Source organism: Flavobacterium limi (assembly GCF_010645075.1).
Classification (GTDB): Bacteria; Bacteroidota; Bacteroidia; order Flavobacteriales; family Flavobacteriaceae; genus Flavobacterium; species Flavobacterium limi.
The window spans coordinates 46,231-70,988 of record NZ_JAADZV010000002.1 but is presented as its reverse complement, the minus strand read 5'-3'; the positions used below and the strand labels follow the sequence as shown (position 1 = coordinate 70,988).

The 24,758-nt window shown below is 36.2% G+C and carries 24 protein-coding genes and 1 pseudogene; 12 read left to right on the top strand and 13 right to left on the bottom strand.

Features of this window, described 5'->3' with window-relative positions:
* Nucleotides 1-4: 4 nt before the first annotated feature.
* From GXM16_RS05090 to GXM16_RS05080, 3 genes are all read right to left on the bottom strand, one after another.
* The gene (locus GXM16_RS05090) at nt 5-1,258 is read right to left on the bottom strand and encodes a restriction endonuclease subunit S (RefSeq protein ID WP_163393325.1); all 1,254 of its coding nucleotides are present in this window, start codon (nt 1,256-1,258) and stop codon (nt 5-7) included.
* 47 nt (nt 1,259-1,305) lie between these two features.
* Nucleotides 1,306-2,865, bottom strand: coding sequence for a type I restriction-modification system subunit M (locus GXM16_RS05085; RefSeq protein WP_163393324.1), 1,560 nt, complete (start codon nt 2,863-2,865; stop codon nt 1,306-1,308).
* A gap of 222 nt (nt 2,866-3,087) precedes the next feature.
* Nucleotides 3,088-3,495 carry a helix-turn-helix domain-containing protein gene (locus GXM16_RS05080; RefSeq protein WP_163393323.1) on the bottom strand — a complete coding sequence of 136 codons (408 nt, stop codon included), beginning with the start codon at nt 3,493-3,495 and terminating at the stop codon, nt 3,088-3,090.
* 172 nt (nt 3,496-3,667) lie between these two features.
* On the opposite strand from GXM16_RS05080, the gene GXM16_RS05075 reads away from it, so the two are divergent.
* Together GXM16_RS05075 and GXM16_RS05070 are read left to right on the top strand one after the other, a co-directional pair.
* Entirely contained in the window at nt 3,668-4,534 is an 867-nt protein-coding gene (locus GXM16_RS05075) for a hypothetical protein (protein ID WP_163393322.1), read from the top strand.
* Nucleotides 4,535-4,539: 5 nt separating this feature from the next.
* The gene (locus tag GXM16_RS05070; RefSeq protein ID WP_163393321.1) at nt 4,540-5,142 is read left to right on the top strand and encodes a hypothetical protein; all 603 of its coding nucleotides are present in this window, start codon (nt 4,540-4,542) and stop codon (nt 5,140-5,142) included.
* A 79-nt stretch (nt 5,143-5,221) separates the two neighbouring features.
* Here GXM16_RS05070 and GXM16_RS05065 read toward each other — a convergent pair whose 3' ends face one another.
* The 6 genes from GXM16_RS05065 to kaiC form a co-directional block, all read right to left on the bottom strand.
* Nucleotides 5,222-6,670 carry an ATP-binding protein gene (locus GXM16_RS05065; protein WP_163393320.1) on the bottom strand — a complete coding sequence of 483 codons (1,449 nt, stop codon included), beginning with the start codon at nt 6,668-6,670 and terminating at the stop codon, nt 5,222-5,224.
* A 377-nt stretch (nt 6,671-7,047) separates the two neighbouring features.
* The gene (locus GXM16_RS05060; protein ID WP_229684249.1) at nt 7,048-7,491 is read right to left on the bottom strand and encodes a response regulator; all 444 of its coding nucleotides are present in this window, start codon (nt 7,489-7,491) and stop codon (nt 7,048-7,050) included.
* Nucleotides 7,451-8,707: a PAS domain-containing sensor histidine kinase gene (locus tag GXM16_RS05055; protein ID WP_163393319.1), complete on the bottom strand. Its 1,257-nt coding sequence runs from the start codon at nt 8,705-8,707 to the stop codon at nt 7,451-7,453. Before GXM16_RS05055 ends, GXM16_RS05060 begins: the two co-directional genes overlap by 41 nt.
* A gap of 3 nt (nt 8,708-8,710) precedes the next feature.
* On the bottom strand, nt 8,711-9,010 hold the full coding sequence (locus GXM16_RS05050) for a circadian clock KaiB family protein (protein WP_163393318.1): 300 nt from the start codon (nt 9,008-9,010) through the stop codon (nt 8,711-8,713).
* 5 nt (nt 9,011-9,015) lie between these two features.
* Entirely contained in the window at nt 9,016-9,312 is a 297-nt protein-coding gene (locus tag GXM16_RS05045) for a circadian clock KaiB family protein (protein WP_163393317.1), read from the bottom strand.
* Nucleotide 9,313: 1 nt separating this feature from the next.
* Nucleotides 9,314-10,996 (bottom strand): circadian clock protein KaiC, encoded by a 1,683-nt coding sequence (kaiC, locus tag GXM16_RS05040; protein WP_163393316.1) that lies wholly within the window; start codon nt 10,994-10,996, stop codon nt 9,314-9,316.
* Between the two features lie 383 nt (nt 10,997-11,379).
* On the opposite strand from kaiC, the gene GXM16_RS05035 reads away from it, so the two are divergent.
* The 5 genes from GXM16_RS05035 to GXM16_RS05015 are packed head-to-tail and all read left to right on the top strand — an operon-like array spanning nt 11,380 to nt 15,656.
* Nucleotides 11,380-12,210: an STAS domain-containing protein gene (locus GXM16_RS05035; RefSeq protein WP_163393315.1), complete on the top strand. Its 831-nt coding sequence runs from the start codon at nt 11,380-11,382 to the stop codon at nt 12,208-12,210.
* 13 nt (nt 12,211-12,223) lie between these two features.
* Nucleotides 12,224-12,622, top strand: a complete 399-nt coding sequence (locus GXM16_RS05030; RefSeq protein WP_163393314.1) for an STAS domain-containing protein — start codon at nt 12,224-12,226, stop codon at nt 12,620-12,622.
* A complete protein-coding gene (locus GXM16_RS05025; protein WP_163393313.1) occupies nt 12,603-13,019 on the top strand; it encodes an anti-sigma regulatory factor in 417 nt (138 codons plus the stop codon). The genes GXM16_RS05030 and GXM16_RS05025 overlap by 20 nt, the downstream gene beginning before the upstream one ends.
* Nucleotides 13,012-14,025, top strand: a complete 1,014-nt coding sequence (locus GXM16_RS05020; RefSeq protein WP_163393312.1) for a SpoIIE family protein phosphatase — start codon at nt 13,012-13,014, stop codon at nt 14,023-14,025. The genes GXM16_RS05025 and GXM16_RS05020 overlap by 8 nt, the downstream gene beginning before the upstream one ends.
* A gap of 5 nt (nt 14,026-14,030) precedes the next feature.
* Nucleotides 14,031-15,656 (top strand): sensor histidine kinase, encoded by a 1,626-nt coding sequence (locus GXM16_RS05015; protein ID WP_163393311.1) that lies wholly within the window; start codon nt 14,031-14,033, stop codon nt 15,654-15,656.
* A gap of 106 nt (nt 15,657-15,762) precedes the next feature.
* Here GXM16_RS05015 and GXM16_RS05010 read toward each other — a convergent pair whose 3' ends face one another.
* From GXM16_RS05010 to GXM16_RS05000, 3 genes are all read right to left on the bottom strand, one after another.
* Nucleotides 15,763-17,352, bottom strand: coding sequence for an ABC-F family ATP-binding cassette domain-containing protein (locus GXM16_RS05010; RefSeq protein WP_163393310.1), 1,590 nt, complete (start codon nt 17,350-17,352; stop codon nt 15,763-15,765).
* 168 nt (nt 17,353-17,520) lie between these two features.
* Entirely contained in the window at nt 17,521-17,772 is a 252-nt protein-coding gene (locus GXM16_RS05005; RefSeq protein ID WP_163393309.1) for a DUF7218 family protein, read from the bottom strand.
* Between the two features lie 16 nt (nt 17,773-17,788).
* Nucleotides 17,789-17,929: a hypothetical protein gene (locus GXM16_RS05000; RefSeq protein ID WP_163393308.1), complete on the bottom strand. Its 141-nt coding sequence runs from the start codon at nt 17,927-17,929 to the stop codon at nt 17,789-17,791.
* 243 nt (nt 17,930-18,172) lie between these two features.
* On the opposite strand from GXM16_RS05000, the gene GXM16_RS04995 reads away from it, so the two are divergent.
* Genes GXM16_RS04995 through GXM16_RS04975 form a run of 5 tightly spaced genes read left to right on the top strand, consistent with a single transcriptional unit; the run spans nt 18,173 to nt 23,142 of the window.
* On the top strand, nt 18,173-18,640 hold the full coding sequence (locus GXM16_RS04995; protein WP_163393307.1) for a (2Fe-2S)-binding protein: 468 nt from the start codon (nt 18,173-18,175) through the stop codon (nt 18,638-18,640).
* A gap of 22 nt (nt 18,641-18,662) precedes the next feature.
* Nucleotides 18,663-19,277 carry a hypothetical protein gene (locus GXM16_RS04990; protein WP_163393306.1) on the top strand — a complete coding sequence of 205 codons (615 nt, stop codon included), beginning with the start codon at nt 18,663-18,665 and terminating at the stop codon, nt 19,275-19,277.
* A 26-nt stretch (nt 19,278-19,303) separates the two neighbouring features.
* Nucleotides 19,304-21,466 carry a molybdopterin cofactor-binding domain-containing protein gene (locus GXM16_RS04985; RefSeq protein WP_163393305.1) on the top strand — a complete coding sequence of 721 codons (2,163 nt, stop codon included), beginning with the start codon at nt 19,304-19,306 and terminating at the stop codon, nt 21,464-21,466.
* Between the two features lie 57 nt (nt 21,467-21,523).
* Nucleotides 21,524-22,531: an XdhC family protein gene (locus GXM16_RS04980; protein ID WP_163393304.1), complete on the top strand. Its 1,008-nt coding sequence runs from the start codon at nt 21,524-21,526 to the stop codon at nt 22,529-22,531.
* Nucleotides 22,532-22,548: 17 nt separating this feature from the next.
* Entirely contained in the window at nt 22,549-23,142 is a 594-nt protein-coding gene (locus GXM16_RS04975; RefSeq protein ID WP_163393303.1) for a nucleotidyltransferase family protein, read from the top strand.
* A gap of 6 nt (nt 23,143-23,148) precedes the next feature.
* Here GXM16_RS04975 and GXM16_RS04970 read toward each other — a convergent pair.
* Nucleotides 23,149-24,722, bottom strand: a pseudogene (locus GXM16_RS04970) (Na+/H+ antiporter).
* Between the last annotated feature and the right edge of the window lie 36 nt (nt 24,723-24,758).

Sequence of the window (24,758 nt, the reverse complement as noted above, 5' to 3'; positions counted from 1 at the left end):
AAATTTATATAAACATTTCGTGCAATAGGTATTTCTTCTGCTTTTCAAACTGTTCTAAAATCGCTTTTTCAGTTTGGATCTTTTTGTCAATTTTAGATAAAAAAGAAGCTATTCGTTTTTGCTCTTCTATTGAAGGAAGATTAATTTCAATATTAAAAAAATCTGAAACTCCTACATTTAAAAGACCATGATTTCGAGCACCTTCCTGTGCTATTTTTTCTATTTCTATATTTTGAATTCCTGATTCAAAATACTGTTCCATAAAATGTACATTTATCAATCCATTAAACCGAAAGCAAATGTATAATGTTGAAACAATTCCCTTGTCATATTTTTTTAGCCTTTTTATTGCTCCCATTGGATAACCTTTAGAATAACTCTTGTTATAAGCAAAATCATTTTGTTTTAAAAGATAGTATCCCGAAACATTTTTAGCTGAAACAGACTTGTTAAAAAAATCCAGTTGACTAATTAGCCCAAGTTGTGCAGAGATAGTCAAAACATTTTGATTGTTTTCAATATTCTTACATAAAACTCGATCTGAAATATCTCTCAATTTATACACTTTCCATTGAGAAAATTCATTTCCCAATTCGTGTTTGAATCTTATTTTTTGTTTGAATATTTGATTTCGAAAATTTTGGATTAAGGTTTCTAATTGTTCAATTATTTTGTTTTGGGTTGATATTCTCTCGTCAATCAAAGATAAAAATGAAGCTATTTTGTATTGCTCATCTGGAATAGGTATAGATAGTTTAATACCTTTAATACTTTCAAAGTTCAAACCTTCTCGACCACTCCCTGTTTGCAAGCTATTAAATATTGTTTGTCCTTTACTTGAAGAAAATATAGGTTGAATAAACCTTGGATTGGACTGTTTATTTAATCTTATAATACAAACATGTTGATTAACATTTCCTATTTTAAAATCATTCGGAACTACACAACTGCGTCCCAATGATGCACCAGTTATATTAAGAAGTATGTCATTAGGATTAACAATACTATTTTTCATTTGATTATTTACCGATTCTGGAATAAATGTCGAATTTTCTAGCTCTAAATTGTCATTATTGACATTCTGACTACGGATAAAAAGTACACCTTCCTTTGTATATACAGCCTCACCGCCTAATGGTGTCTTCCCGCTATTTACTTTATCAGCTATATTTTTTAACTTCTTCACTTCCCATTCTCCTTCAAACCCCGGAAATCTCAAATTAGGAACGTTACTTACTTTTAATTTTTTATTCGCCATCTTGATAATTCAATTTTCGTTAGTAAAAACATTAAGGATATTAAAAGTTAAAAAACAAGGCCTAATTCCTTGAAATAAAAGTCAATTTCCTTGTCTAGCTCAGCTCGTTTGGCTTCCAAAGATTTAATTTCTTTCATTACAGCCTGAATATCGATTTCTTCTTCGGCTTCAAAAGTATCTACATAACGTGGAATATTTAAATTGTAATCGTTCTCTTCAACTTCTTTTAAAGTTGCCAGGTGACTGTATTTCTCAATCGTTGTTCTGTTACGGTAGGTTTCTACAATCTTATTGATATGTTCTTCCCGTAGCATATTTTGATTTTTTACCTTTTCGAACTCCTTGCTGGCGTCAATAAACAAAATATGATCAGGATCTTCTTTACATTTCTTAAACACCAAAATACAAGTTGGAATACTGGTTCCGTAGAAAATATTGGCTGGTAAACCAATGACAGTATCTAAATAATTTTTCTGCTCGATCAGATACTTACGAATATGCAATTCTGCTGCTCCACGAAACAGTACACCATGAGGCAAGACTATAGCCATTGTTCCGTTTTCCGCCAAATGATAAATCATATGTTGTACAAACGCAAAGTCAGCTTTACTAGCGGGCGCTAATTTTCCGTATTGACTGAAACGGCCATCATTCAGAAACAAAGGATTGGCACTCCAATTTGCTGAAAAGGGTGGATTTGCAACAATCGCCTCGAAAGGCATATCGTTCAGGTGCTGAGGATGCTCTAAGGTATCTTCCTGTTTAATATCAAACTGTCGGTAATGTACTCCATGAAGTATCATATTCATCCGGGCAAGATTGTATGTCGTACGATTCATTTCCTGTCCGTAAAAATTATTGACATCTTTTACTTCTCTTGCAACACGCAATAGTAATGATCCCGATCCACAAGTTGGGTCATAAACAGATTTCAGTCGGTTTTTACCCGTAGTAACAATTTTTGCCAGGATTTTTGATACTTCCTGAGGCGTGTAAAATTCCCCCGCCTTTTTTCCTGCACCGCTGGCAAACTGACCAATCAGATATTCATAGGCATCTCCTAATACATCTAATTCTGTATGTTCAAGTTTAAAATCGATTTCATCAAGATGCACCAGTACTTTTACAATAATAGCATTTCTTGCATCTGCAGATTTACCTAATTTGGTACTGTTGAGATCCATGTCTTCAAACAGGTTGTCAAAGTCTTCTTCACTTTGCGTTCCCATAGTACTCAACTGGATATTGGTCAGGATTTTTTGTAAATCTTCTAATATAAATGTATTCGTACCGCTATTACCGCGCTTGGCTATTTCACTGAAAAGTTCAGAAGGCTTTAGAAAATATCCTAATGTTTCAAGAGCTTCTTCGCGAATGGCATCAATATATTCTAATCCTTCAGGAGTATTTTCTTTTATATCTCTGAATTGAATCTTATCTTCTTCTAAAATGGAATTGGCATAAATTTCCATTTTTTCAGCCAGATATTTATAAAAGATAAATCCCAAAATATAATCCCGGAATTCATCTGCATTCATTTTTCCTCGTAATGCATTGGCTATATTCCAGAGCTGTTGCTCTAATATTTTCTTCTGTTCTTCTGACATTGAAATAAGCGTTGTTTAATTAAGGATTTTTATTGCCTAATGTTGGGCGACTAAAGTAGTAAACTTTTAGTCTTTAAGCATTATTTAATGCTATAAAATAAAGAGTTTTTAAGGTACTGAAGTTAAGAACTATAATTTGCTTATCTATTTACCTAAATTAGAAAACATAAAAAAAAGAGACTCGAAAGCCTCTTTTATATAATATCTTTTTATTTTAAAAATCTATTTCTCCTTCAATAATTTCTCCAAATACTCAACCTTATCTTTCTCAGCCTGAACCAAACGCTCGTATAATTCAACGATTTTCTCTACTGTATTAAAATTTGGTTGATAATTCAATGAACTTGCAATCAATGTAGAACTATCACTGCTAGTATTGTGATAGGTATTTCCAATAATATTAAATACTGCCTCATCACTATAATTCTTAATCGCTTCAGCAGAAACTCCCAAAACTTCTGCAATAGCGTTCAGTTTTTCTTCGTCAACAATTTCACTTCCTTCAATGTTAGAAACAGACTGCTGGCTCACGCCAATAGCAGCGGCAAGTGCTTCCTGTTTCATTCCTCTAAGCTCTCTGATGCGGCTTATATTTCTTCCAATATGTTTTGGTTTGGTGGCTGTACTCATAGCTCAAAGATATTTAAAATTCCTGAAATTTTGCTGTTTTGGTAAAATACAAGTCCGCTTTGGTGAGATACAATTACCGTTAGTTCGGTACGGTACAATGTATCGCTTACTTGCACTGTGTTAAAACAAAAATACAATTATTCGGACATCTGGCAACTAAAAACTAAAAATTATGAATCGGATTGAATTTTTACAGCAAAAAGAAGTAAAGGAACTCATTACAGGCCACATTAAAACAGCTGCTATTTATTGTTTTGGCAGGCATGCAAACACTTACAGTTCAAGTAGGATGCTTTATCCTGACAAAGAAGTACAAAAACAGCATATTCATTTATACCTCTTAGTCTTTGTTTATGAAACTATAGAAAACGCTGCCAGTGACATAAGTGATAAAATTAAAACAAAGACTGCCGGGGCTTTGACAGCTACTATTTTGATGCACCATGTACAGAGTCTTAAAAATCTTTGCCACGACCAGCAGTTTTTCTTTTGGAAGATCATGCAGCAGGCAGAACTTTTATTTCAGGACAGCAGTAATCCTCCGTATTTAAATAGTAGCGAATCCCCAAAAAGAAATGTAAAAGCAACAGCACATTATGTCGCAAACAGAAAAAGTATTAGTGCTACACTCTGGAACTGGGTATATAACGATGATGATCCTTTGAGCCTGGATGAAGTAAAAATGGCTGCACTTCATCAAATAACAGAGCAGACCTGTCTGTCTTTAATACGTGTTTTTATGGGCTACACCCCAAATCATTTTGCATTAGGATATCTGTTTATGCTCTGTGAATATTTTACCACTATCACGGCAGATTTCTTTCCCCGCCAGACTCAGGAAGATAAATCAATGTTCAGACTGCTTAGCCAGCAGCCGTGCATGTTGCGTTTCAGCAAGTTTAACGATGTTGATTACCTGTATTATCAGTTATTGGAACAAAGGTGTGGCAAATTTAGAGAGCAGGCAGATATTTTGATCCAAAACGAAATCGACAGGTTAAGGGAAGCTGAGAATAATATTGAACAACCAAATCAGTAGCCGTTATGCAAACAAATGAAAACAAAAAACTTGTAAAATCAACAGATCAGGCAAAGACAGGACTGCATATGCTAATGCAGAATCCAAAAGAGAATCTGGAAAATGGGATTTCAGAATTGCTCGAAAAGTTAAAAAATCCCAAACTGGACTTATTACTGAACAGGTACCCCGAACTTTTACAGGAATACGATCTGCAAGAATTGCTTTCAGGTAATCTTGAAATTACGGATGCTAAGATGCAGGAAGTCAGGACAGCAGGACTGTTCGCTTGCCTGCAGCTGCTGATACATTTTTGTTACGATTTAAAAGAAGAGCCAAATCCGGCTGATAAGCAGTTTGACAGTCTCAGGTATATTTTAAATTCGATTACCTGTTCCCAATTTGTGCATGAACTGCTCATTCTGGTTATAACAGTGGTGGGAGCAGGATATTATCAAAAGTTTCAAGAGAGAATTCAAAACCTGGATTTTGATTTAGACAGCGCAATAGCGCTGGAAAACGATCCTGAACTGAAACAGCACATGCACCTCATGATATGGTTTGCGCTAACAAGGCTGTTTTTAGAATCGGTATATATTTATTTCAACAATACTGATGAATCTGTATAGTTATTTTAGGACGGCACAGTCATGTATTTTGAATGTTTTTAGAATTTCTTTGTAGATGTCGATAGTTACATGCTATGTTTTAATATGATGTATTTTTCATTTTTAAAGTATTTTCACCGATATTGTAAGCATATAATGCTGATGGTACAAAAGAGAAACGTAAATCGCCAATTTCTTTGACTCCTTCTCTATCTATAGAGGTAACTAGTGCGCTTTTAAAATCATTAGCCTTACAAAATTGAATAAGGCTGTTTAACTCTTGCGGTTTATCAAAATATCGATTACTCCATTTAATTTCGATTGCCCATAGCGGCTTAAATTTTCTATCGTCCAACAACACTAAATCCACTTCTCCTTCTTTTTTATCTTTCCATCTTGCATAAGTGAGATCCAGATTCTCTCTATGCATCCATTGAGATAAAATAGCCGTTTCTACCATATTTCCCATTTCGCTGTCTGTTTCAGAAATTGGCGAAAACAAAGCCGTTCTTAGAGAAGGATTGGTTAAATATACTTTAAAACTGGTTACTCTCTTTAATCGTTTTGCATTTATATCTACTTTATTCAATACTTTAATTAAAAACGCTGACTCTAAATATTCCAGATATTTCTTTAAGGTATCCTTAATAATTCCACTTTCCTTAGACATCGTTTCATATGAAAATTCATTACCTGTATTGTAGGCTATGTAAGTGAAGAAGCGATTCAGTTCCTGAACATCTTTAATACCGTAAAGACTTGGTAAATCTCTTAGAAGCACCTTGTCAACTATATCATTTTTAACATATCTTCCCATGTCGCTTTGTATTTTTTCAGACAAAACAACCTCAGGGTAACCTCCAAAATTAAGGTAATTAATAAACTCTCTGTTTAATGCTTTTATGTCATGTGTTATTGCGTATGGTATTTTGAGATTTGCATAATCAATTTCACCTTTCAATATCAAATGATTCATATTTTTTAAATGAATATATTCCTGAAAAGTAAGTGGTGGTAACATAAAATCAGTGAATCTTCCTGCTCCGCTTTCTGTACTGTGCCACCTTAAAGCGGCTGCGGCAGAACCTGAAACTATAAATTTTGTATCAGGGTATGAATCTACTAATACTTTTAAATGCCTTTCCCAGTCTTTCAAATACTGTACTTCATCAAAAAAAACATAACAACCTTCTAAGTTTTGTAATTTAACAGCATCTTTACATAAAAGTAAAATATCTTCTAAACTTAAATTAAGATAAAGAGGATTATCTATACCAACAAAAAATATTTTTTGCGGATTAATTTCTTCTTTAATTAATTGGTCTATAGAATGAAACATCATGACAGTTTTACCAACACGTCGGGGTCCCATCAAGACAACAGCTCTACGGATATCTTTTTCTTTGACAAAAGGATAAAACAAGTCAAAATAAAGCCTTTTCTGCATATCTTCATAAGCTGGATGAACTGCTCTGGAAACCCACCACGGATTTTCGTAATGTAGGCGTTCAATAATTTTCTCAGTTGGGATAATACTCGAAATTTTCATAAATACTCTTATTAGTACAAAAATATAAAAAATAAGTATAATTAAAACTATCTATTTATTCTTTTATTAGGTTAATAAGAAAAAAGACTAATTCGAAAACTTGTTAAATGTATAAGCACTTTTTTTCCTTATTGAAAACAAATGGCTATTTAAACTCAGTCTGGCGTTGAGTGTTTGTTCCGAATTTCCTAACAACACATTTTTGATAATTCTCTCTAATTCGAAAATGTTTTTGAAACGCACATCTCATAGCCCTAGATAGAAGCGACATCCTTTTGCGCCGGAGTTCAGCGTAAAAGATACAGCGTACAGCAGTAATCAGCTCCTAAAAAAAAACGAGACTTTCCCTAAAGAAAAAATCTCGTTTTCAGATTATTTTAATCCGCAATAATACTCAGAATCGTCTTTGGGATTTCATCAAAAGCTTCGAAAGAGTAGGGCTTTATGAGGTAGGCTTTTACGCCCAGTACGTCGCATTTTTGTTTGTAAGACGGGTTTATGCTGGTGGAATAGACAAAGCAGGGGATATTTCTGAGCTCATGATGGTTTAAAATTTCCTGCAGGGCTTCGATGCCGTTACGTATAGGCATGTTGATATCGGTCAGGATAACATCGGGGGTTTCGTTGGCGGTATCTTTTAGGAAATTCAGCAGTTCTTCGCCATTGGTTACGAGACTTACTTTTCCAAATTCCGGATTGTTGTTAAAAGTTTCGAAGATTACATCTGCATCATCATTATCATCTTCGGCAATTATGATATGTAGTTTTTTTTGAGGCATTTTATGAAACTGGAAAATAAATAGTAAATGTTGTCCCTTCATTCAGCTTACTTTCGACTGTGATATTCCCGGAATGGTTTTCCATAATTTTTTTACAGATCGCCAGGCCTATACCGTTCCCAGAATATTCATTTCGGGCATGGAGGCGCTGGAAAATCGTAAAAATCTTGAGCAAATGAGCAGATTCCATTCCGATACCATTGTCTTTGATCTGAATCCTTACAAATTTAGGGTTTTGATTTGATATTTTATCCTCTAAATCGTCAACCTGATAAATTTGTATCACCGGAGGGGTGTCTGCTTTGGAATATTTAATGGCGTTCGAAATCAGATTAGCAAAAAGCTGCCGCATCTGAACCCCGGAAGCTTTTATAACAGGCAGGTTTTCGATTTTTATAATAGCATTTTTGTCGTTGATAATAACTTCAAGATCTTCAGTAACTTCAGAAATAATAGCCGTCAAATCAACTTCTGTATGGGCTTCCTGTGCGGTATGCGACGAATATTTCACCAAATCATCTACAAGGGAATTGAGGCGTAAAACCGACAATTTGATAACATCCATCGACTTGGCATCAATTGCTGTTAAATAACTTCCGTCTATTTTACTGTTGTGCATGACGATTTTTCGCAGCGGCTCTTTTAAATCGTGCGATATTACGTGTATGAATTCCTCAAGATTGCTGTTGATACGGTTGAGTTCTTTAATTTTTACTTCCAGTTCCTGCTGGTGTTTTATCAGGGCTTCTTCGTGTTTTTTCTTTTCGGTCAGATCGATTACCACAATACCAATAGCCTCGACAGAAGGTTCAAGATCTGTCAGCGAAATATAGGCTGAAAAGGTAGTAGGGGAGCTATTGGTCTTAAAAAGTATTTCATGCGTACCAATGCCGTATTTTAAAGCCTCAATAAGTGTACTGAACTGAGATGTGTTGTCGAAATACTCCTGAATGTAATTCCCGATTATTTGTTCTGAGGGAGTGTTAACCAATTGAGCAAAATAATCATTGCAATACAGAATCAGTCCGTTTTTGGTAATACTCAGCGCGCCCTGTCTGAATTTTTCCACAAGGAGCCTGTAGGTATAATCGGCAGTTTCAAGCGAATAAAGCTGCGGAACCCCGTTGTTGTTGACCACAAGGGCATCAACGCCCCCTTCTCTTATAGCTTCAATAATACTGTTTGATTCATCAAGTTTATTCTTTAATGATTCAATTTCCGCTAATAAGGAATCTATATTTTTCTCGTTTGTTATCAAATTCTATTCCCTTAAATTAAGTATTTTTAATACCTTCTCCTTATCTGATAAATCACCAAGAATAATTCGTCTTGGGGCAGGATATATTTTTATTAATGTTGGTATTGCTACAATCTGATATTTCACAGCCATTTCTGTGTCCCGGCTGATATCTACGATCTCCAGTTCGTAGTTACCTTGCAGATATTTATCACATATCCTGCGTAAATTTTCAATTGCATGTCCTGATTTAACAGACATACCCGAAACGAAGAGTATAAACTTATGTTTCGCTGTACTTGTTTCATCAGCTGAATTATCCATTTAACTTAGGAGTTTAGTGGTTTGATATTAAGCCCTACAAGCACTCTTTCTTCATTCGAAAGATCCCCGATGATCTTGCGAATGGGTTCAGGAAATTTTCTGACCAGTGTAGGCACTGCCAGAATTTGGTCTCCTTCCGCCAGTTGCGGATTTTTAAGCAAATCAATAATCTCAATGCTGTATTTCCCGGCCAGATATTCTTCCGCGTACTTTTTTATATTCTCCAGAGCCTTGATCGATTTTGGCGTTTGTCCTGCTATATAAAGCAGTAACTGCCATTCGGCTACAACTTCTTTTTTCATTTTACGGTTTATTTTTTTTAGAAATCAGACTTTCATGCATTTCCTCATTTGCTTTGAGTATGCTTAATTCTTCTTCTGCCGATTCAAATTCATTTCTGAGTGCTTCAATATTGGCTTCAAGTACTTTTCGTTTACGCGCAATTTCCCTGTCTTTTCGGCTAATTTCATTTTGAAGTTTTAAATCAGACATCGTTTTGGTAAGCTGATTTGATTTTCTGGCAGATCCTGTCAGTATACCCTGAGGACCTAATTCTACATCAAGCAATTCGATTCCTTTTTCATTGATTACAAATTCTCGTACCTGGTTTGAATGCCCCATTCCGCGTGATTTTACAATAAATACACCACGGTTTCGCTCACCAATTCCTTCCATATCACGTACGGTTATCCACGTATCCACCAATGATGACACTGATTCTTCTGCAAGATCCGGTCTGGAATTATCTGTCTGTTTGCTTAACGAAGTAAATAATGCCGTGATATTATTGACTTTTAGCATATCAATAAGTCGTACCAGCATAGATCGTACTTCATGCTCGCTTCCTACAGATATTAAATTACTGATAGGATCAATCACTATCGTAGTAGGTTTAAATTCCTTAATCAATTTTCGCAAAGTAAGCAAATGCAGCTCAAGACCGTTTAAGGATGGACGGGATGAATGTATTTGCAAAGTTCCGTTGTCAAGATATTTTTGAAGGTTAACACCAACAGATTTCATGTTCCGAATCAATTGCTGTGGCGATTCTTCGAAAGCAAAATAAATGGTGTTTTCTTTCTTTTTGCATTGTTCAGTAGCAAAATAGCAGCCAATTGTAGTTTTGGCTGTACCCGCTGTACCTGAAACTAAGATATTGCTGCCACGGTAAAATCCGCCGCCAATAAACATACTGTCTAATCCGGGAACACCTGTAGAAACAACTTCTGAAGAAACTTCGTTGTCCAGTTTTAATGAAGTAATCGGAAGCACTGAAATTCCATCAGAATCAATAAGAAATGGATATTCATTGGTACCATGTGTTGAACCTCTGTATTTTACAATTCGAAGTCTTCTGGTCGAAACCTGTTCGATAACACGATGATCCAGAACAATCACACAATCCGAAACATATTCTTCTAATCCCTGGCGTGTAAGTGTCGATTCGCCGCGTTCTCCGGTTATTATTGCTGTTACTCCTTTTGCCTTTAACCAATGAAATAATCTTCGCAATTCTGCTCTGAGTATTGCCTGATTGTCCAGTCCTGCAAATAATGATTCGATTGTATCGAGTACAACCCGCGTAGCTTTTATGGAATCTATGGCATGTCCTAATCTGATGAACAGTCCATCGAGGTCGTATTCACCTGCTTCTTCAATTTCTGATCTTTCAACCCGGACATGGTCGACTACAAGTTTTTTATCTGCTTTAAGCTTTTCCAGATCAAAACCTAAAGATTTTACATTTAATGTAAGATCTTCTGAAGGCTCTTCAAAAGACATAAAGACACCAGGTTCGTTATATTCGGTTATTCCTTTAATAAGGAACTGCATTGATAATAATGTTTTTCCACAGCCCGCACCACCACAGATCAGTGTCGGGCGGCCTTTAGGAAAACCTCCGTTCGTAATCTCGTCTAATCCGTCAACTCCGGTTGGAGCTTTGGGAAATACAAAATGCTGTGTTTTTGATTTTTTGTATGCCATGCTAATAATCTATTTTCTCAAATATACGTTTTCTTACAGAATTAACAATTAATAATTATTAAAGATTTAACAGCTGTTTAAATAAATTACGAACAAATTTTAGAGTTTTAAGCCTTAAGTGCTGTATATATCTTTTATTTAGTAATGAAACAAGCTTTCCGATTAAATATCTGACAGATGCTTTTCTTCCTTAAATAGACAAAAAACAGTACACTTTATTTTTAGTTATTTTCAAAAAACCAACCGTAAATGCGGACTAATTTATGATTTCAGATTTCAGCTAAAAAAATATTTTTAAAACCTTTTCTGATTTAACACATCTTTTCTTTATATCCGATTTAAAGTTCTATATTTGTTAGGAATCTCAAATTTAAAAAACGCAAATGCAAAACAACTTATTAGAGGGCTTAAAGGAGCACGAAAACAAATTATTAACCATATGGTCTCAGATTCTTCAGGAGAGTGGAGCCGGTGATGGAGCAATGGAGGAAGAAGAGTCAAAGGAATTTGCTTCTCTTTTTTTAAGCGCATTGTCTAAATCTGAAAACGCTCAGGAGTTTGAGAAAGTACACGATTTAATTGTAGGAATTGCATCTTCAAGAGGAAAAAGAGGTTTTTCGCCTCGGGAAAATGCAGAATATCTGATATCATTCAAACAAGCCGCTTCGCAGATACTTTCTGAGCTGATAAAAGATCCTGCCCAGCTTTATGAGGCAAATCTAAAACTGAATGAAATCCTGGACAATATGACGATAATGACGTTTGAAGCTTTCATGAAAGGCCGTGAAGATATCATCTCACGTCAGATAGATGAAATAAGTGAAATTTCCACCCCGGTTATTGCAGTGTGGGACGGTATTGTAGCATTGCCAATTATTGGAACGCTGGACAGTTCCAGAACACAAATTGTGATGGAAAACCTATTGCAGCAGATTGTTGACACGGGAAGCTCAATTGCTATTCTGGATATTTCCGGTGTTCCTGCTGTTGATTCACTTGTAGCACAGCATTTAATTAAAACAGTAAGTGCAACTCGATTAATGGGAGCAGAATGTATCATCAGTGGTATTCGTCCTGAAATTGCCCAGACAGTAGTACATTTAGGGATCGACCTTACGGGAATCATTACAAAAGCATCATTAGCAAGTGCCCTTCAGACAGCATTTGATATGTTGCAGCTTAATGTGGTTAAAAGAAAAGTAATAGTAGGATAAGAGGTTAGTTGGCATGGAAAGAATTCCTATATTAAAGATGGGGCAATTTTTGCTCGTTACCATACAAGTAGATTTGTATGATCAGTTGGCAGAAAATCTGGAGTCAGATTTAATTAATACAATAAGTAAACATAGTTCGAAAGGTGTACTGATTGATATTTCTGCAGTTTCTATTATAGATTCGTTCATGGGACGAATTTTAGGTAATATTGCGGTGATGTCAAAAATAATGGATGCACAAACTGTAGTGGTGGGTATGCAGCCCGCAGTTGCAATTACACTGGTAGAATTAGGACTATCCTTAAACGGAGTCATAAGTGCCCTGAATGTTGAAAGAGGCATGGAATTACTGCGCTCAAAAATGCACAATAGTGATAATGAAGAGCCGGAATATGACTACGATAACGAATAATAAAGAAGAAGCCCTCATTGTAAGGGAACAGGACGTTGTCCCACTCCGCAATCGTGTAAAAGAGTATGGGGTAAAAGTTGGCATGAGTATTCTAAATCAGACCAAGCTAATTACTGCCACAAGCGAACTTGTTCGTAATCTTTTAAAGTACGGAGGGGGCGGTAAGGTCATTATCGAATCGGTCAGCAATGGCCGTGACAATGGCGTACGTGTGACTTTTATAGATAATGGCCCGGGAATAGCAGATATAACTTTAGCGATGAAAGACGGATACAGTACAGGAAAAAGTTTAGGTCTGGGATTACCAGGAACCAAAAGGCTTGTCAATGAATTTGACATAAAAAGTGAATTAGGAAACGGTACTACAGTTACTATAACAAAGTGGAAAAATGGATAATACTTTTTCCAGTTATAAAATTGACGACAGGAGTCTCATTCCTTTTATAAAAAGAGAAATACACAATCTCGCTATTCAGTTAGGTTTTACTCCCCACAGGGCTGCCGAAACCGACATTATTGTTGCTGAGCTTACCTCTAATCTTATAAAGTTTGCAAAAGGAGGTGAGTTACTGTACAGGGCGCATCTGATAGGTGAACAAAGTGCAATTGAAATCTATTGTCTTGATAACGGTCCAGGTTTTGAAAATGCAGCCCGGATTATGAATGATGGTTATTCAACCTCAAACACACTCGGACATGGTTTAGGTTCTATCAAAAGACTGAGCAATGATTTTCAGATTTATTCCATAAAAAACTGGGGCTGTGTACAATATGTCAGAATTTGTGAAAAAGTTGACATGTGCCTTCCCACTTTTAAAAATGAATTAAAATACAGCACCATAGCAGTTAACTATCCCGGAGAAAAAGTCTGCGGGGATGGTTATCATATCAAAAATTTGAAAAATGGTTTCCAGATCTTTGTTGGAGATGGCCTAGGACACGGGGAACATGCTTATGAAGCAGTGCAGGCAGGCCTTAAGGCTTTTAGACAAACCACAGAACTTCAGCCTTCGGAAATATTGAGGGATATTCATACGAAGACAAAAAAAACACGAGGATTAGTTGCTACGATAGTTACTGTAGATTATAAGGCAGATGTTTGGAATATCTGTGGAATCGGAAACATCAATACCCGGATTTATAACGGACTAGAAAACAAAACTTATACACCCTATAATGGTATTCTGGGGCATAATATTCCGCGTACTTTAAACAATACTGTTGTACCTTATAAAAAACATCAAATTATTATCATGCATAGTGATGGTCTTCGTACTAGATGGAGCCTGAATGATATGACTGGTATTTTTAAACAGAGCCCCGGAATAATTGCAGCCTCTTTGCTTAAGGAAAATATACGGGGTAATGATGACGCAACCATTCTTGTAGCCAAAATAATTTAAGTGTCATGAAAGAGATCATACAAATAAATCTTGATAACGAAATGGACTTAATATTAGCCCATAAAAGATGCATGAAAATTGCTGAAATGTGTGGTATGCCATCTTCTTTTCAAACGAGATTTTCAACTGCCGTTTCTGAAGTGGCACGCTGTTCTATTGCTATAGGAAGTAATTCTTTGCTCGTTTTGGGAATCAATATTATAAAAGCGACACAAAAAGAAATTGTGGCGATAATTACAGATGCAGTAGATTTGAAAAACTGCAGCCCACAGGCTTTTAATTATGCCTCTAAGATTTCTGCGAATATCGAATACAGTTATTACGACAATCAATCTGTAACAAGAATAAGCCAGCCGGTTTTATCACCGGGACTTTTATCAGAAGCCAAGATTAAGAACCTGATTGATTATTTTAAATTCGAACCTCCTTTGTCTCCTTATGATGAAATCAGAAAGAAAAATATTGAATTAATTGCGCTTTCAGAAAAACTGACTGAAAGTGAGAATAAGTATAGACAGCTTGCCAATACAATTCCGATTTTGATCTGTATTGTTGGAGAACGAAACAATGTTATTCTTGCTAATGAGTCATTAGAGAATTATCTTCAGTTTCCGTTACTGAATTTCGACAGAAAAACACTTATCAATTTTGTTCATCCTGAAGATATTGACAGAATTTTAGAAGGCTGGAACAGAACCAGAACAAATCGTTCTGATTTTGTAGATGAAATCAGAATTAAAAATGACAGTAACAATTACGTCTGGCATTTGGTTTCTATAACTCCAAATAAATCAGAAGACGGTTCTTTTAACAGCTGGCTCATTTATTTTGTAGATATCAATGCACAGAAAATGATGGTAGAAACACTTAAGGACAACTCCGAATTAAAAATAATTCAGCGTGAACTTGAAAGTGCCAATTCAAAACTGGTCTTTAAAAATAAAGAACTGGAACAGTTTGCTTATATTGCCAGTCACGATTTGCAGGAACCACTGCGAAAAATTATGATTATGCTTTCACGCGCAGGCCAGCATTTATCAGAAGATCAGAAAAAAGAATATTATTTCGACCGGATTACTTTAGCTGCAGGCCGATTATCACACCTTATCACTGATGTACTTAATTATTCGAGAGTTGACATCAAAAAACAGCATTTTGAAGAAGTAGACCTGAATGAAGTGATGTCTGAAATTCTTGGGGATCTCAGTATGATTATCGAAGAGAAAAATGCTGTAATTCATGTTGATGAACTTCCAATAGTTTCAGGATTGCACACCCAGCTTCGCCAGTTGTTTTATAATCTGGTTAATAATGCATTAAAATTCAATACAGCAGACCCAGTTGTAACCATTTCTGCAACGAATTTACCCGATGAAAAGAATAAATTTGCGTTGTCAGGAAATTATCAGCTGATCTCGGTTTCTGATAATGGAATAGGGATGGACAGTCAATATTCAGGACGAATTTTTGATATGTTTCAGCGCCTGCATGAAAGAGATCAATATGGCGGAAATGGAATCGGACTGGCCTTATGCCGCCGAATTATAGAAAACCACAACGGCAGTATTGATTTTACCAGTCAGCCCGGAAAAGGAACTACTTTTTGGATTTACCTTCCTAAACAGCAATAAAAAAAAGACAATCTTCACCAGATTGTCTTTTTTGCTTATTGTAACAGCTTTATGTTTTTCAGAAAAGACTCAATAAGTCAAAAAAACAAACTATTGGTTAGTGGACTTAACCCAAATTAATACTCCGATCTACACTAATTTCTTCGAGGAAAATTTCATCATGAGAAATCACAATTAATGTTCCCTGATATTCATTCAGTGCCTTGGTCAGTATTTCTATATTTTGCAGATCAAGATTATTAGTTGGTTCATCTAAAATAATTACATCAGGAGTTTCATTCGCTATCGTTAAACCGCAAAGCATCAAACGCATTCTTTCACCACCACTTAAATAAAGGCAGGGTTTATCCCAGTCGGAGTGGGTAAACAAAAACCGGTTTAGCCTCATTTTGACTTCGTGTTCTTCCAAATCTGAATTATTGCTTTGTTGTGCCTGATAATAAACAGTCAATTCAGTATTGATCAGGGAATAGTCCTGATCAATATAAATCATTTCAGAGTCTGCTATTTTGAGGTTTCCTGTTTTAGGTTTTAGTTCTTCTAAAATTAATTTTATAAGTGTCGTTTTTCCTGAGCCATTATTTCCTTTTACAGCAATTCTTTCTCCACTTATAATCTGGAAGTTAAGATCCTTCTTCCAAACTGATACTTCATTATAATTGTAGTTAATGGATTCAGCTGTTACAAGAATTTTACCTTTGTGTAATCTGGAATCGCTAAGACCAAATTTCATTTTATCCAGACTTGAAACTTCTTCACGCAATTCGCGTAATTCCTGTGAGATATTGCCAATTTTTTCAGCGTGAACACTTTTGATTTTGGAAGTGCTGTTTTCAGCATTATTCTTCAATGTATTCATCATGATCCGGGCGACTCCGGCTTTTTCCTGCTTCTTTTTTCCTTTTGCATCAGACTTTTGCTGTCTTTCTAATGTTTCCCGTTGTTTTTCCTTAGCTTTCTGGAGCGCTTTTTCCTTCGAATGAATATTCTGCGATAATGCTTCTTTTTTGATATTCTTCTGCTCCTGATAAAAATCATAATTTCCTCCATAAAGTTTGATTCCGTTTGATTTTAATTCACAGGTCAAAGGCAATAAATTCAATAGTTTTCGGTCATGGCTTACAACGAGTAGTGTCGCTGGCGATGCTTTTATAAACTCATATAATAATTTTCTTCCCTCACCATCCAAATGATTGCTTGGCTCATCAAGCAATATAAGTTTTGGCTGATGAATCATGATACCGGCAAGAAAAACTTTTATTTTTTCACCGCCACTTAAAGATCCCAGCTTTTGAGCTAATTTTAAATCACTTAGATGCCAATATTTCAAGGCTTCATTGCACCGTTCCTCGATAGTCCAGTCATCATTGAGTAAATTCAGGTTTGTTTCATTGACGTTGCCTTCCAGAATTTCATGCAGGGCAGTAAGTCTCACATCAATCTGTAAAGCTTCTGAGATTGTCAAATGATTGTATTGCCCAAAAATCTGAGGCACATAATAAGGTTCTGTTTCAATTTGCAGTATTCCCTCAGATGGAAATAATTCTTTTGCGATAATTTTTAGCAATGTTGATTTTCCGGAACCATTATGACCAACTAAGGCTATTTTGTTTCCGTTATTTACTGTCAAACTGATGTCGGTAAACAGTACTTCTTTATTAGGATGTGTATATGAAATGTTTTGTAGAATAAGCATAATCTCTTTCTTAAGCATTAATAAAATAGCAAAAACCAACGTCTGGCTTGCCGTATTTATATCTGAAAGAAATTATTTATTCACATTTATGAAGTCTTATTATTTGAAATGCAAAGATAATCAAAAAGTCTAAAGTCAGAAACATCTATTCACATTCCCGGACTCAGATTAGTTATTGCGCAGCGCATGTACTAATTGCTCTTTCGTCATATTTGATCTTCCTTTAATGTCTACTTTTACAGCTTCTTTATAAAGATCCTTTTTAGTTCTGTCTTCGTAATCGCCAGCTTTTCCGCCTCTTTTTTCGGCTCCTTGACTATTGGCTATTCGCGCAGATTTTTGTTTACTATAACCTTTATCGCGCAGCGCTTCGTATTGGTCCTTATCTTTAACTTGCGGACCCGGATTTTTTCCCGGCATAATCATCAGTTTTAAGTTATTTTTTGATCAGTATAGATTTTCTTGTTTCTATATTTGATTTTTCATTGGCTCTGGATGAAGTCGATTTGGTTCCCGCTTTTTTATTTGATGTTCTGGCGCTTTCTTCGACATTGGTTTTATGATGTGAAATATTCATAGCATGATTTTTAAGTTGCATTACAAATCTAAATCCGTTGAAAAACAAAAGATTACACTATTATTGTTTTTAATTACATTATTATCAGACTACTATAATTTAAAAAATGCTTTTTATCAGTTTTAAAATAATTCGTTTTAGAAGTTCTTTAGAACGATGTCAAATAACAGCCTTCATTTATAATGTATGATTTTTTTGTAAATTAGGAAACAGAAAAGACCACTAAAAAAAAATAGATTTTATATGATACAACTAACTGTAAACGGCAAAATCGAAAACCTGGATGTCAGCCCGGAAATGCCGCTCCTTTGGGCCCTCCGTGATACTTTAGGACTAACGGGAACAAAATTTGGCTGCGGTGTTGCACAATGTGGAGCCTGTGTAGTGCATCTCGATGGCGAAGCAGTTCGCTCTTGTGTCACCAAAATGAGCCGTGCCAAAGGTAAAAATGTAGTCACTATAGAAGGATTATCTGAAAATAACGATCATCCGGCGCAAAAAGCCTGGCAGGAAATCGACGTTCCCCAATGCGGATATTGCCATTCGGGACAAATTATGTCTGCAGCAATACTTCTTCGGGAAAATCCAAATCCGACAGATCAGGATATAGACAATGCCATGGCAGGTAATATCTGCAGATGCGGCACGTATCCAAGAATTCGTAAAGCTATCCATCTGGCATCGCAACTGCAGGAGAAAAACAAAATCTGATTGGAAGCATAAACAAAAAACTATGTCAACAAAAATTAAATTTATATTCATAACCCTGGCACTTGTCTCAGGTATTGGACTGGTATTTGCCGTTTCGGAGGCTAAGACTGTGGAAAAAGAATATGTTTCCATTATACAGATAAAAAAGGATAGTGTCGCATCTGTTGCAGCATTCAAACAAGTATATAAAGTATTAATGAGCCCGCGCTGTGTTAATTGTCATCCAAAAGGGGATATTCCGCTTCAGGGAGATAACAGCGTTGTTCACAGCATGCAGCCCAAACGAGGCAAAGACGGAAAAGGTATGTACGCAATGAAATGCGCTAATTGCCATCAGCCATCAAACAGTCCCGGACTGCATACACCACCCGGAAATCCTGACTGGCATTTACCGCCTTCAGATATGAAAATGGTATTTGAAGGAAAAACGGCTCACGAACTTGCCAAACAATTGGTTAATCCAAAGCTTAACGGACATAAGGATATACAACAGCTTATAGCACATGCAGATGACGGTTTGGTAAAAGCTGGATGGAATATGGGAAAAGGCAGAACCGCTCCGCCTTTAACGGACGCAGAGTTTAAAAAAGCATGGATTACCTGGCTAAAGACGGGGGCTTATGCTCCAGCAAAATAACATGATCTTAATTTAATGATTATCCGATGGCTCAAAATAACAACATAGATACTACAAGACGAAATTTCCTCAAACTTACCGGATTAGGAGGTGCTGCATTGTGTCTCGGGTTTTACTTCCCGGCAAATGGTGTACCGGTACTGGTAAGACCTTCTGAATTAAGTGCTTCAGAAATCGAATTATGTCCCTGGATTATTATCAATCCATCCGGAAAAGTAACTCTAGTCAACCACAGGGCAGAAATGGGACAAGGCTCTTATCAGTCGGTACCGCAAATTGTGGCTGAGGAACTTGAAGTTGACATGAAAGATATCAATGTCATCTTTGCCATTGGTAATGAAAAAAAATATGGCGGACAAATTACCGGAGGAAGCTCAACAATTCGTTCTGCATATAAAAAACTGCTAAAATTAAGCGCTGGTGCACGTGAAATGCTTATTACCGCAGCAGCCACAAAATGGAATGTTCCTAGTACTGACTGCTATGCAGAATCAGGACAGGTAATTCATAAACCATCCGGGAAAAAATTACATTATGGAGAACTTGCTGAAGCAGCTTCAAAACTTGAAGTTCCAAAAGAACCAAAACTGAAGAAAATTTCTGAATATAAACTGATTAGAAAACCTCTTCGAAGAATTGACACACCTCTTAAAACTAATGGTGAATTAATTTTTGGACTTGACAAGAGAATTCCGGGAATGTTATTTGCCTCCGTAGAACGTGATCCCCGCTATCTTGGGAAAGTCAAAAGTTTTGATGCAACCGCCGCATTAAAAATTCCGGGTGTGAAACGCGTTTTTAAAGTTAACATGGGATATTACGAGCATATCCGTGAAGGTGTTGCTGTAGTTGCTACTTCAACCTGGGCTGCTCTTGAAGGCAGAAAACAATTGAAAGTAGAGTGGGACAGCAGCGGTTTCAAACACTGGAGTACGCCTGAAATATTCGAAACGCAGAATAATCTCCTCAAAACAGAAGAAGGAATGCTTTTTAAAGGTCAGGGAAATCCAACCGAAGTATTATCTAAAACAGATAAGAAATTAGATGTTGTTTATCAAACTCCCTATCAGTCACACGTTGCGATGGAACCAGTAAATTGCATTGCGCATCACAAAGGTGATTCAATTGAAATTTGGGGGCCTGTACAAGCCCCTGGCTGGGTTCAGGATTATGTAAGTAAACAATTTAAAATAGACAAAGAGAAAGTAATTGTAAATATGACTTTTCTGGGAGGAGGTTTTGGCCGTAAAGCAATGAACGATTATCCATACGAAGCTGTAGCAGTTTCAAAGGAGATTGGGGGTCCGGTTCAGGTTGTCTGGACACGTGAAGATGATGCTACATTAGGGCCTTTTCGTCCGGGAATTTCCTATCGCTGCGAAGGGAGTATTGCTAATGGAAAAATTGATGCCTTGAAATTCAGAATGGCCGGACAAAATAATGGGCACTGGAGCGGTGCCCCAAAGAATAAACCGAATGGAAGTACCAGTGAAGGATTTTTAAAACCTTATTATGAAAGTGTCAAAAATATAAGTTTTTCAGATATCTTATTTGAAACCAGTATTCCAACAAGTTTCTGGAGATCTGTATATGCTTCTACAAACGGGTTTGCGTATGAAAGTTTCATTGATGAAATGGCGCATGAAGCAGGAAAAGATCCTTTAGCTTTTCGTCGCGAATATCTACAGGAAGAGCGCTGTCAAAAATTAATTGATAAAATGGAAGAAGTTTCAGGCTGGAAAAACCGCAAAAAAAATGAGGGCTATGGTGTCGCTATTACAGAATGTTTCAATTCAACAGTAGCACAGGTTGTAAAAGTTTCCAAAAATCCTGGTGGCGGTGTAAAAATAGATAAAGTCTGGGCTGTCATGGATTGCGGCTGGTATGTAAATCCGGATATCATTCACGCGCAGGTTGAAGGTTCTATTGTCATGGGACTGGGTGCCGCAACAACACATCAGATTACATTTAAAGAAAACATAGTGGAACAGCATAATTTTTATGATTATCCGATGCCACGCATTAATGAAATTCCTTTGATAGAAGTGCATATCATGAACAACGAAGAAGATGCGGGCGGAGTAGGGGAACCAGCACTACCGCCTTTTGCACCTGCATTAACCAATGCCATATTTGATTTGACAGGGAAACGAATCAGAACTTTGCCTTTCAGCCTTGGAACAGTTTAATCAATTAGTAAATATTCAAATGCTGAGGGAAAAATTATTTCAAAAAAGGATTAAAGTATGATGCACGAATTATTAAAATTAAAAGAATCATACATTTTAGCTCAGGTAATCGGACTTAATAGCGTTATGGCTACTGTTGTCGCTATTGAAGGTTCCTCGTACAGAAGACCAGGTGTGCGTATGCTGATTTTTGAAAACAATTCAATGACTGGAGCTGTAAGCGGAGGCTGTGTTGAAAGTGAAATCCTCAAACAATCGCAGTCTGTATTTTTGGATCATAAAGCAAAAATCATGGTTTATGATGGAAGGTACCGACTGGGGTGCGAAGGTATTCTCTATATCCTTTTAGAACCATTTTCTCCTGATACGGCTGTTTTAGATGCTTTAGAAACTGTTGTAAAAAAAAGACATACTCTTGAAATTGAATCTTTTTATACAAAGACAGAAGGAATTCAGCCAGGCCTGGGTTCCGAATTTTATTTTGAAGGAAGAAACTTTGCTTTTTCGAATACGCAATTAGATAAAACATTGACTTCTTACAAACAAATTCTTCAGCCCTGTTTTCATTTAATTATCATTGGATCAGAACACGATGCTGTACAATTATGCCATTTTGCCTCTTTAACTGGCTGGGAAGTTACCATTGTGGCATCTGTAAAAGATCCTAAGACTATTGCTAATTTTCCGGGTGCAAACCAGGTTTTACATTTGCTGCCTGAAGAAATTGGCTCTCTTTCCATAGATAGTGAAACAGCAGTTATCTTAATGACACACAGTTATTCAACCGATTTAAAATTTCTTATCGGATTAAAAAATACGCAACCGGCTTATTTAGGACTTTTGGGTCCTGTTAAGAGAAGAAATCAGATAGTAAACGATTTTTTTGAATTTACTGATTCTTATAACGAAGGCCTGCTGGATGTGGCACATGGCCCATCGGGAATTAGTATTGGAGCAGAAACTCCTCAGGAAATTGCTATCAGTATTATTGCTGAAATACTTTCGGTAATCCGTAAAGAGGAGCCGATATCGTTAAAATACAAAATTAGTGCTATTCATTCTTAAATTTCAGCAGTAAACTAATGAATAAAATTGCCCTCGTAGTATTAGCAGCAGGTTATTCCAAAAGAATGGGGCAACCGAAACAATTGTTGCCCTGGCGAAACTCAACTTTATTAGGCAGTGTGATAAAAAATACATTTTCTGTTGAAGCAGATGAAATTTTTGTAGTTCTGGGTGCACACAATAATGAGATTAAAGAAAAAACAGATTTATCGCAAACCATTATTCTTATCAATGAAAACTGGCAGCAGGGGCTGGGCAGCTCAATAGCATTCGCTATAGCAGAAATAGATAAAAATTATCCTGATATCAATGCTGTTTTGTTTGTATTAGCAGACCAGCCATTTATCAGCCAACATCATTTGAATGCAATAATTGAACTTCATAATAAAGAGAAAGAAGCTATTATTATAACCCGAAAAGAAGATTATAGGGGAGTACCGGTTCTTTTTCCCAGAAAATTTTTCTCAGAACTTATCTTATTGTCGAATGATGAAGGAGCTAAGCAAATTATCAACAGAAATAAAAGTGAGGTTAGGGAAGTTATTACGCAAGATAATGTAGTCGATATTGACACATTTGAATCTTACACTGAACTTCACAGAGTTAATTAAATCAACTCAAATGTATCTTAATTTTTCTTCTTCAATATCAAGGTAATGCATTTGTCGCCTAATTATTGATTCGTCTAAAGTCTGATCCTCTTTGTTTTTATTCACCAGCCATTCTCTCTGTTTATGCAACAAATCGAGGTAAATAACCTTGAGATCCGTACCAATAGATTCATCATCAATTCCATTACTGTGCTGCTCCCATCTCTTGACAAGATACTTCAAAGGAGTATTAGAGTCTAACTGATCGTTGTAATTCGTTTTTAAATAATGCAGCGCATATTGGGCTAATTCTTGTCGCAATTGATTGTAAGCTTCATCTCGGGGTGTCGGATCGTAAATATCTGTAAGCTTTATTTTTTTAATAAAATAAGGCAATGTCAATCCCTGAATTAATAAAGTCAAAAGAATTACAACGAAGGTGATAAACAAGATCAGGTTTCGCTGTGGAAAACCATTACCATTATTCAAATAAACAGGTATCGATAACGCCGCTGCTAATGAAACAACACCTCTCATTCCGCTCCATCCAAGTATAAAAGGTGCTTTTAAGCCCGGATTTCTTGTATCAGCCACAGTAATAAAGTTACGTGCAATTAAAGTTACAACTACAGCCCCATATGATGAAAGTATCCGACTCACGATCAAAACCAGTGTTATTAATACACCATATCCAATTGCAGAAGGCAGGCTGACTTCTTCAAGGCCGTTTGTAATCTGGGGCAAATCCAATCCGATAAGCATAAAAACGAATCCGTTCAGAATAAAACAGAAACTTTCCCAAACGTTCACACCGCGAAGGCGGGTTTGCTGTTAAGAAAACGATGTCTGTTGTTAGACAAAAGCAAACCTCCGCTTACTACTGCCAAAACACCTGAACAATATACTTCTTCAGCAGCCAGATATATAATGTAAGGTGTCAGTAAAGATAAAACAATATCAGAATTGGCATCTGTAGGCAAATATTTATGAGCCTTCATAAAAAGCCATCCAATAAACAGACCAATCGACACACCGCCGATAATCATCCAGCTAAAAGTTGTAGCTGCTTTAGAAAATATAAATTGCTCTGTTGCCACGGCAATCATTGCGAATCTGAAAATTATCAAAGAAGAAGCATCATTCAATAAACTTTCACCTTCCAAAATAGAGGATAAGGTTTTTGGTACTTTGACAAATTTCAATATAGCTCCTGCACTTACGGCGTCTGGAGGAGATACGATTCCACCCAAAACAAAACCTAATGCCATTGAAAATCCCGGAATAAAATAATTGGCAACTAAAGCTACTGAAAGTGCCGACAGAAACACAACTACAAAAGCAAAACTTGTAATAATTCTCCTCCAGCGCCACATTTCTTTCCACGAAACCGTCCATGCCGCTTCATATAATAAAGGGGGCAAAAAAATAAAAAAAATAAGTTCGGGATCTATCTTTATAAGAGGCACACCCGGAATAAAACTAATCACCAATCCGGCTAATACCAATAAAATTGGATATGCTACTTTTATTTTATTAGCCAGCATAATCAGCAATAAAATAACGATTAACAGACCCAGATAAAAAGGAAAATTCTCCAGCATTTTTTTAGTTTCTATTCAATTACAGAAAAGCATTTT

Excerpts from the sequence above, each read along its gene's own strand:
- GXM16_RS05090 (WP_163393325.1), bottom strand. The coding sequence starts at position 1,258 with ATGGCGAATAAAAAATTAAAAGTAAGTAACGTTCCTAATTTGAGATTT.
- GXM16_RS05085 (WP_163393324.1), bottom strand. The coding sequence starts at position 2,865 with ATGTCAGAAGAACAGAAGAAAATATTAGAGCAACAGCTCTGGAATATA.
- GXM16_RS05080 (WP_163393323.1), bottom strand. The coding sequence starts at position 3,495 with ATGAGTACAGCCACCAAACCAAAACATATTGGAAGAAATATAAGCCGC.
- GXM16_RS05075 (WP_163393322.1), top strand. The coding sequence starts at position 3,668 with ATGAATCGGATTGAATTTTTACAGCAAAAAGAAGTAAAGGAACTCATT.
- GXM16_RS05070 (WP_163393321.1), top strand. The coding sequence starts at position 4,540 with ATGCAAACAAATGAAAACAAAAAACTTGTAAAATCAACAGATCAGGCA.
- GXM16_RS05065 (WP_163393320.1), bottom strand. The coding sequence starts at position 6,670 with ATGAAAATTTCGAGTATTATCCCAACTGAGAAAATTATTGAACGCCTA.
- GXM16_RS05060 (WP_229684249.1), bottom strand. The coding sequence starts at position 7,491 with ATGAAGGGACAACATTTACTATTTATTTTCCAGTTTCATAAAATGCCT.
- GXM16_RS05050 (WP_163393318.1), bottom strand. The coding sequence starts at position 9,010 with ATGGATAATTCAGCTGATGAAACAAGTACAGCGAAACATAAGTTTATA.
- GXM16_RS05045 (WP_163393317.1), bottom strand. The coding sequence starts at position 9,312 with ATGAAAAAAGAAGTTGTAGCCGAATGGCAGTTACTGCTTTATATAGCA.
- kaiC (WP_163393316.1), bottom strand. The coding sequence starts at position 10,996 with ATGGCATACAAAAAATCAAAAACACAGCATTTTGTATTTCCCAAAGCT.
- GXM16_RS05035 (WP_163393315.1), top strand. The coding sequence starts at position 11,380 with ATGCAAAACAACTTATTAGAGGGCTTAAAGGAGCACGAAAACAAATTA.
- GXM16_RS05030 (WP_163393314.1), top strand. The coding sequence starts at position 12,224 with ATGGAAAGAATTCCTATATTAAAGATGGGGCAATTTTTGCTCGTTACC.
- GXM16_RS05025 (WP_163393313.1), top strand. The coding sequence starts at position 12,603 with ATGACTACGATAACGAATAATAAAGAAGAAGCCCTCATTGTAAGGGAA.
- GXM16_RS05020 (WP_163393312.1), top strand. The coding sequence starts at position 13,012 with ATGGATAATACTTTTTCCAGTTATAAAATTGACGACAGGAGTCTCATT.
- GXM16_RS05015 (WP_163393311.1), top strand. The coding sequence starts at position 14,031 with ATGAAAGAGATCATACAAATAAATCTTGATAACGAAATGGACTTAATA.
- GXM16_RS05010 (WP_163393310.1), bottom strand. The coding sequence starts at position 17,352 with ATGCTTATTCTACAAAACATTTCATATACACATCCTAATAAAGAAGTA.
- GXM16_RS05005 (WP_163393309.1), bottom strand. The coding sequence starts at position 17,772 with ATGCCGGGAAAAAATCCGGGTCCGCAAGTTAAAGATAAGGACCAATAC.
- GXM16_RS05000 (WP_163393308.1), bottom strand. The coding sequence starts at position 17,929 with ATGAATATTTCACATCATAAAACCAATGTCGAAGAAAGCGCCAGAACA.
- GXM16_RS04995 (WP_163393307.1), top strand. The coding sequence starts at position 18,173 with ATGATACAACTAACTGTAAACGGCAAAATCGAAAACCTGGATGTCAGC.
- GXM16_RS04990 (WP_163393306.1), top strand. The coding sequence starts at position 18,663 with ATGTCAACAAAAATTAAATTTATATTCATAACCCTGGCACTTGTCTCA.
- GXM16_RS04985 (WP_163393305.1), top strand. The coding sequence starts at position 19,304 with ATGGCTCAAAATAACAACATAGATACTACAAGACGAAATTTCCTCAAA.
- GXM16_RS04980 (WP_163393304.1), top strand. The coding sequence starts at position 21,524 with ATGATGCACGAATTATTAAAATTAAAAGAATCATACATTTTAGCTCAG.
- GXM16_RS04975 (WP_163393303.1), top strand. The coding sequence starts at position 22,549 with ATGAATAAAATTGCCCTCGTAGTATTAGCAGCAGGTTATTCCAAAAGA.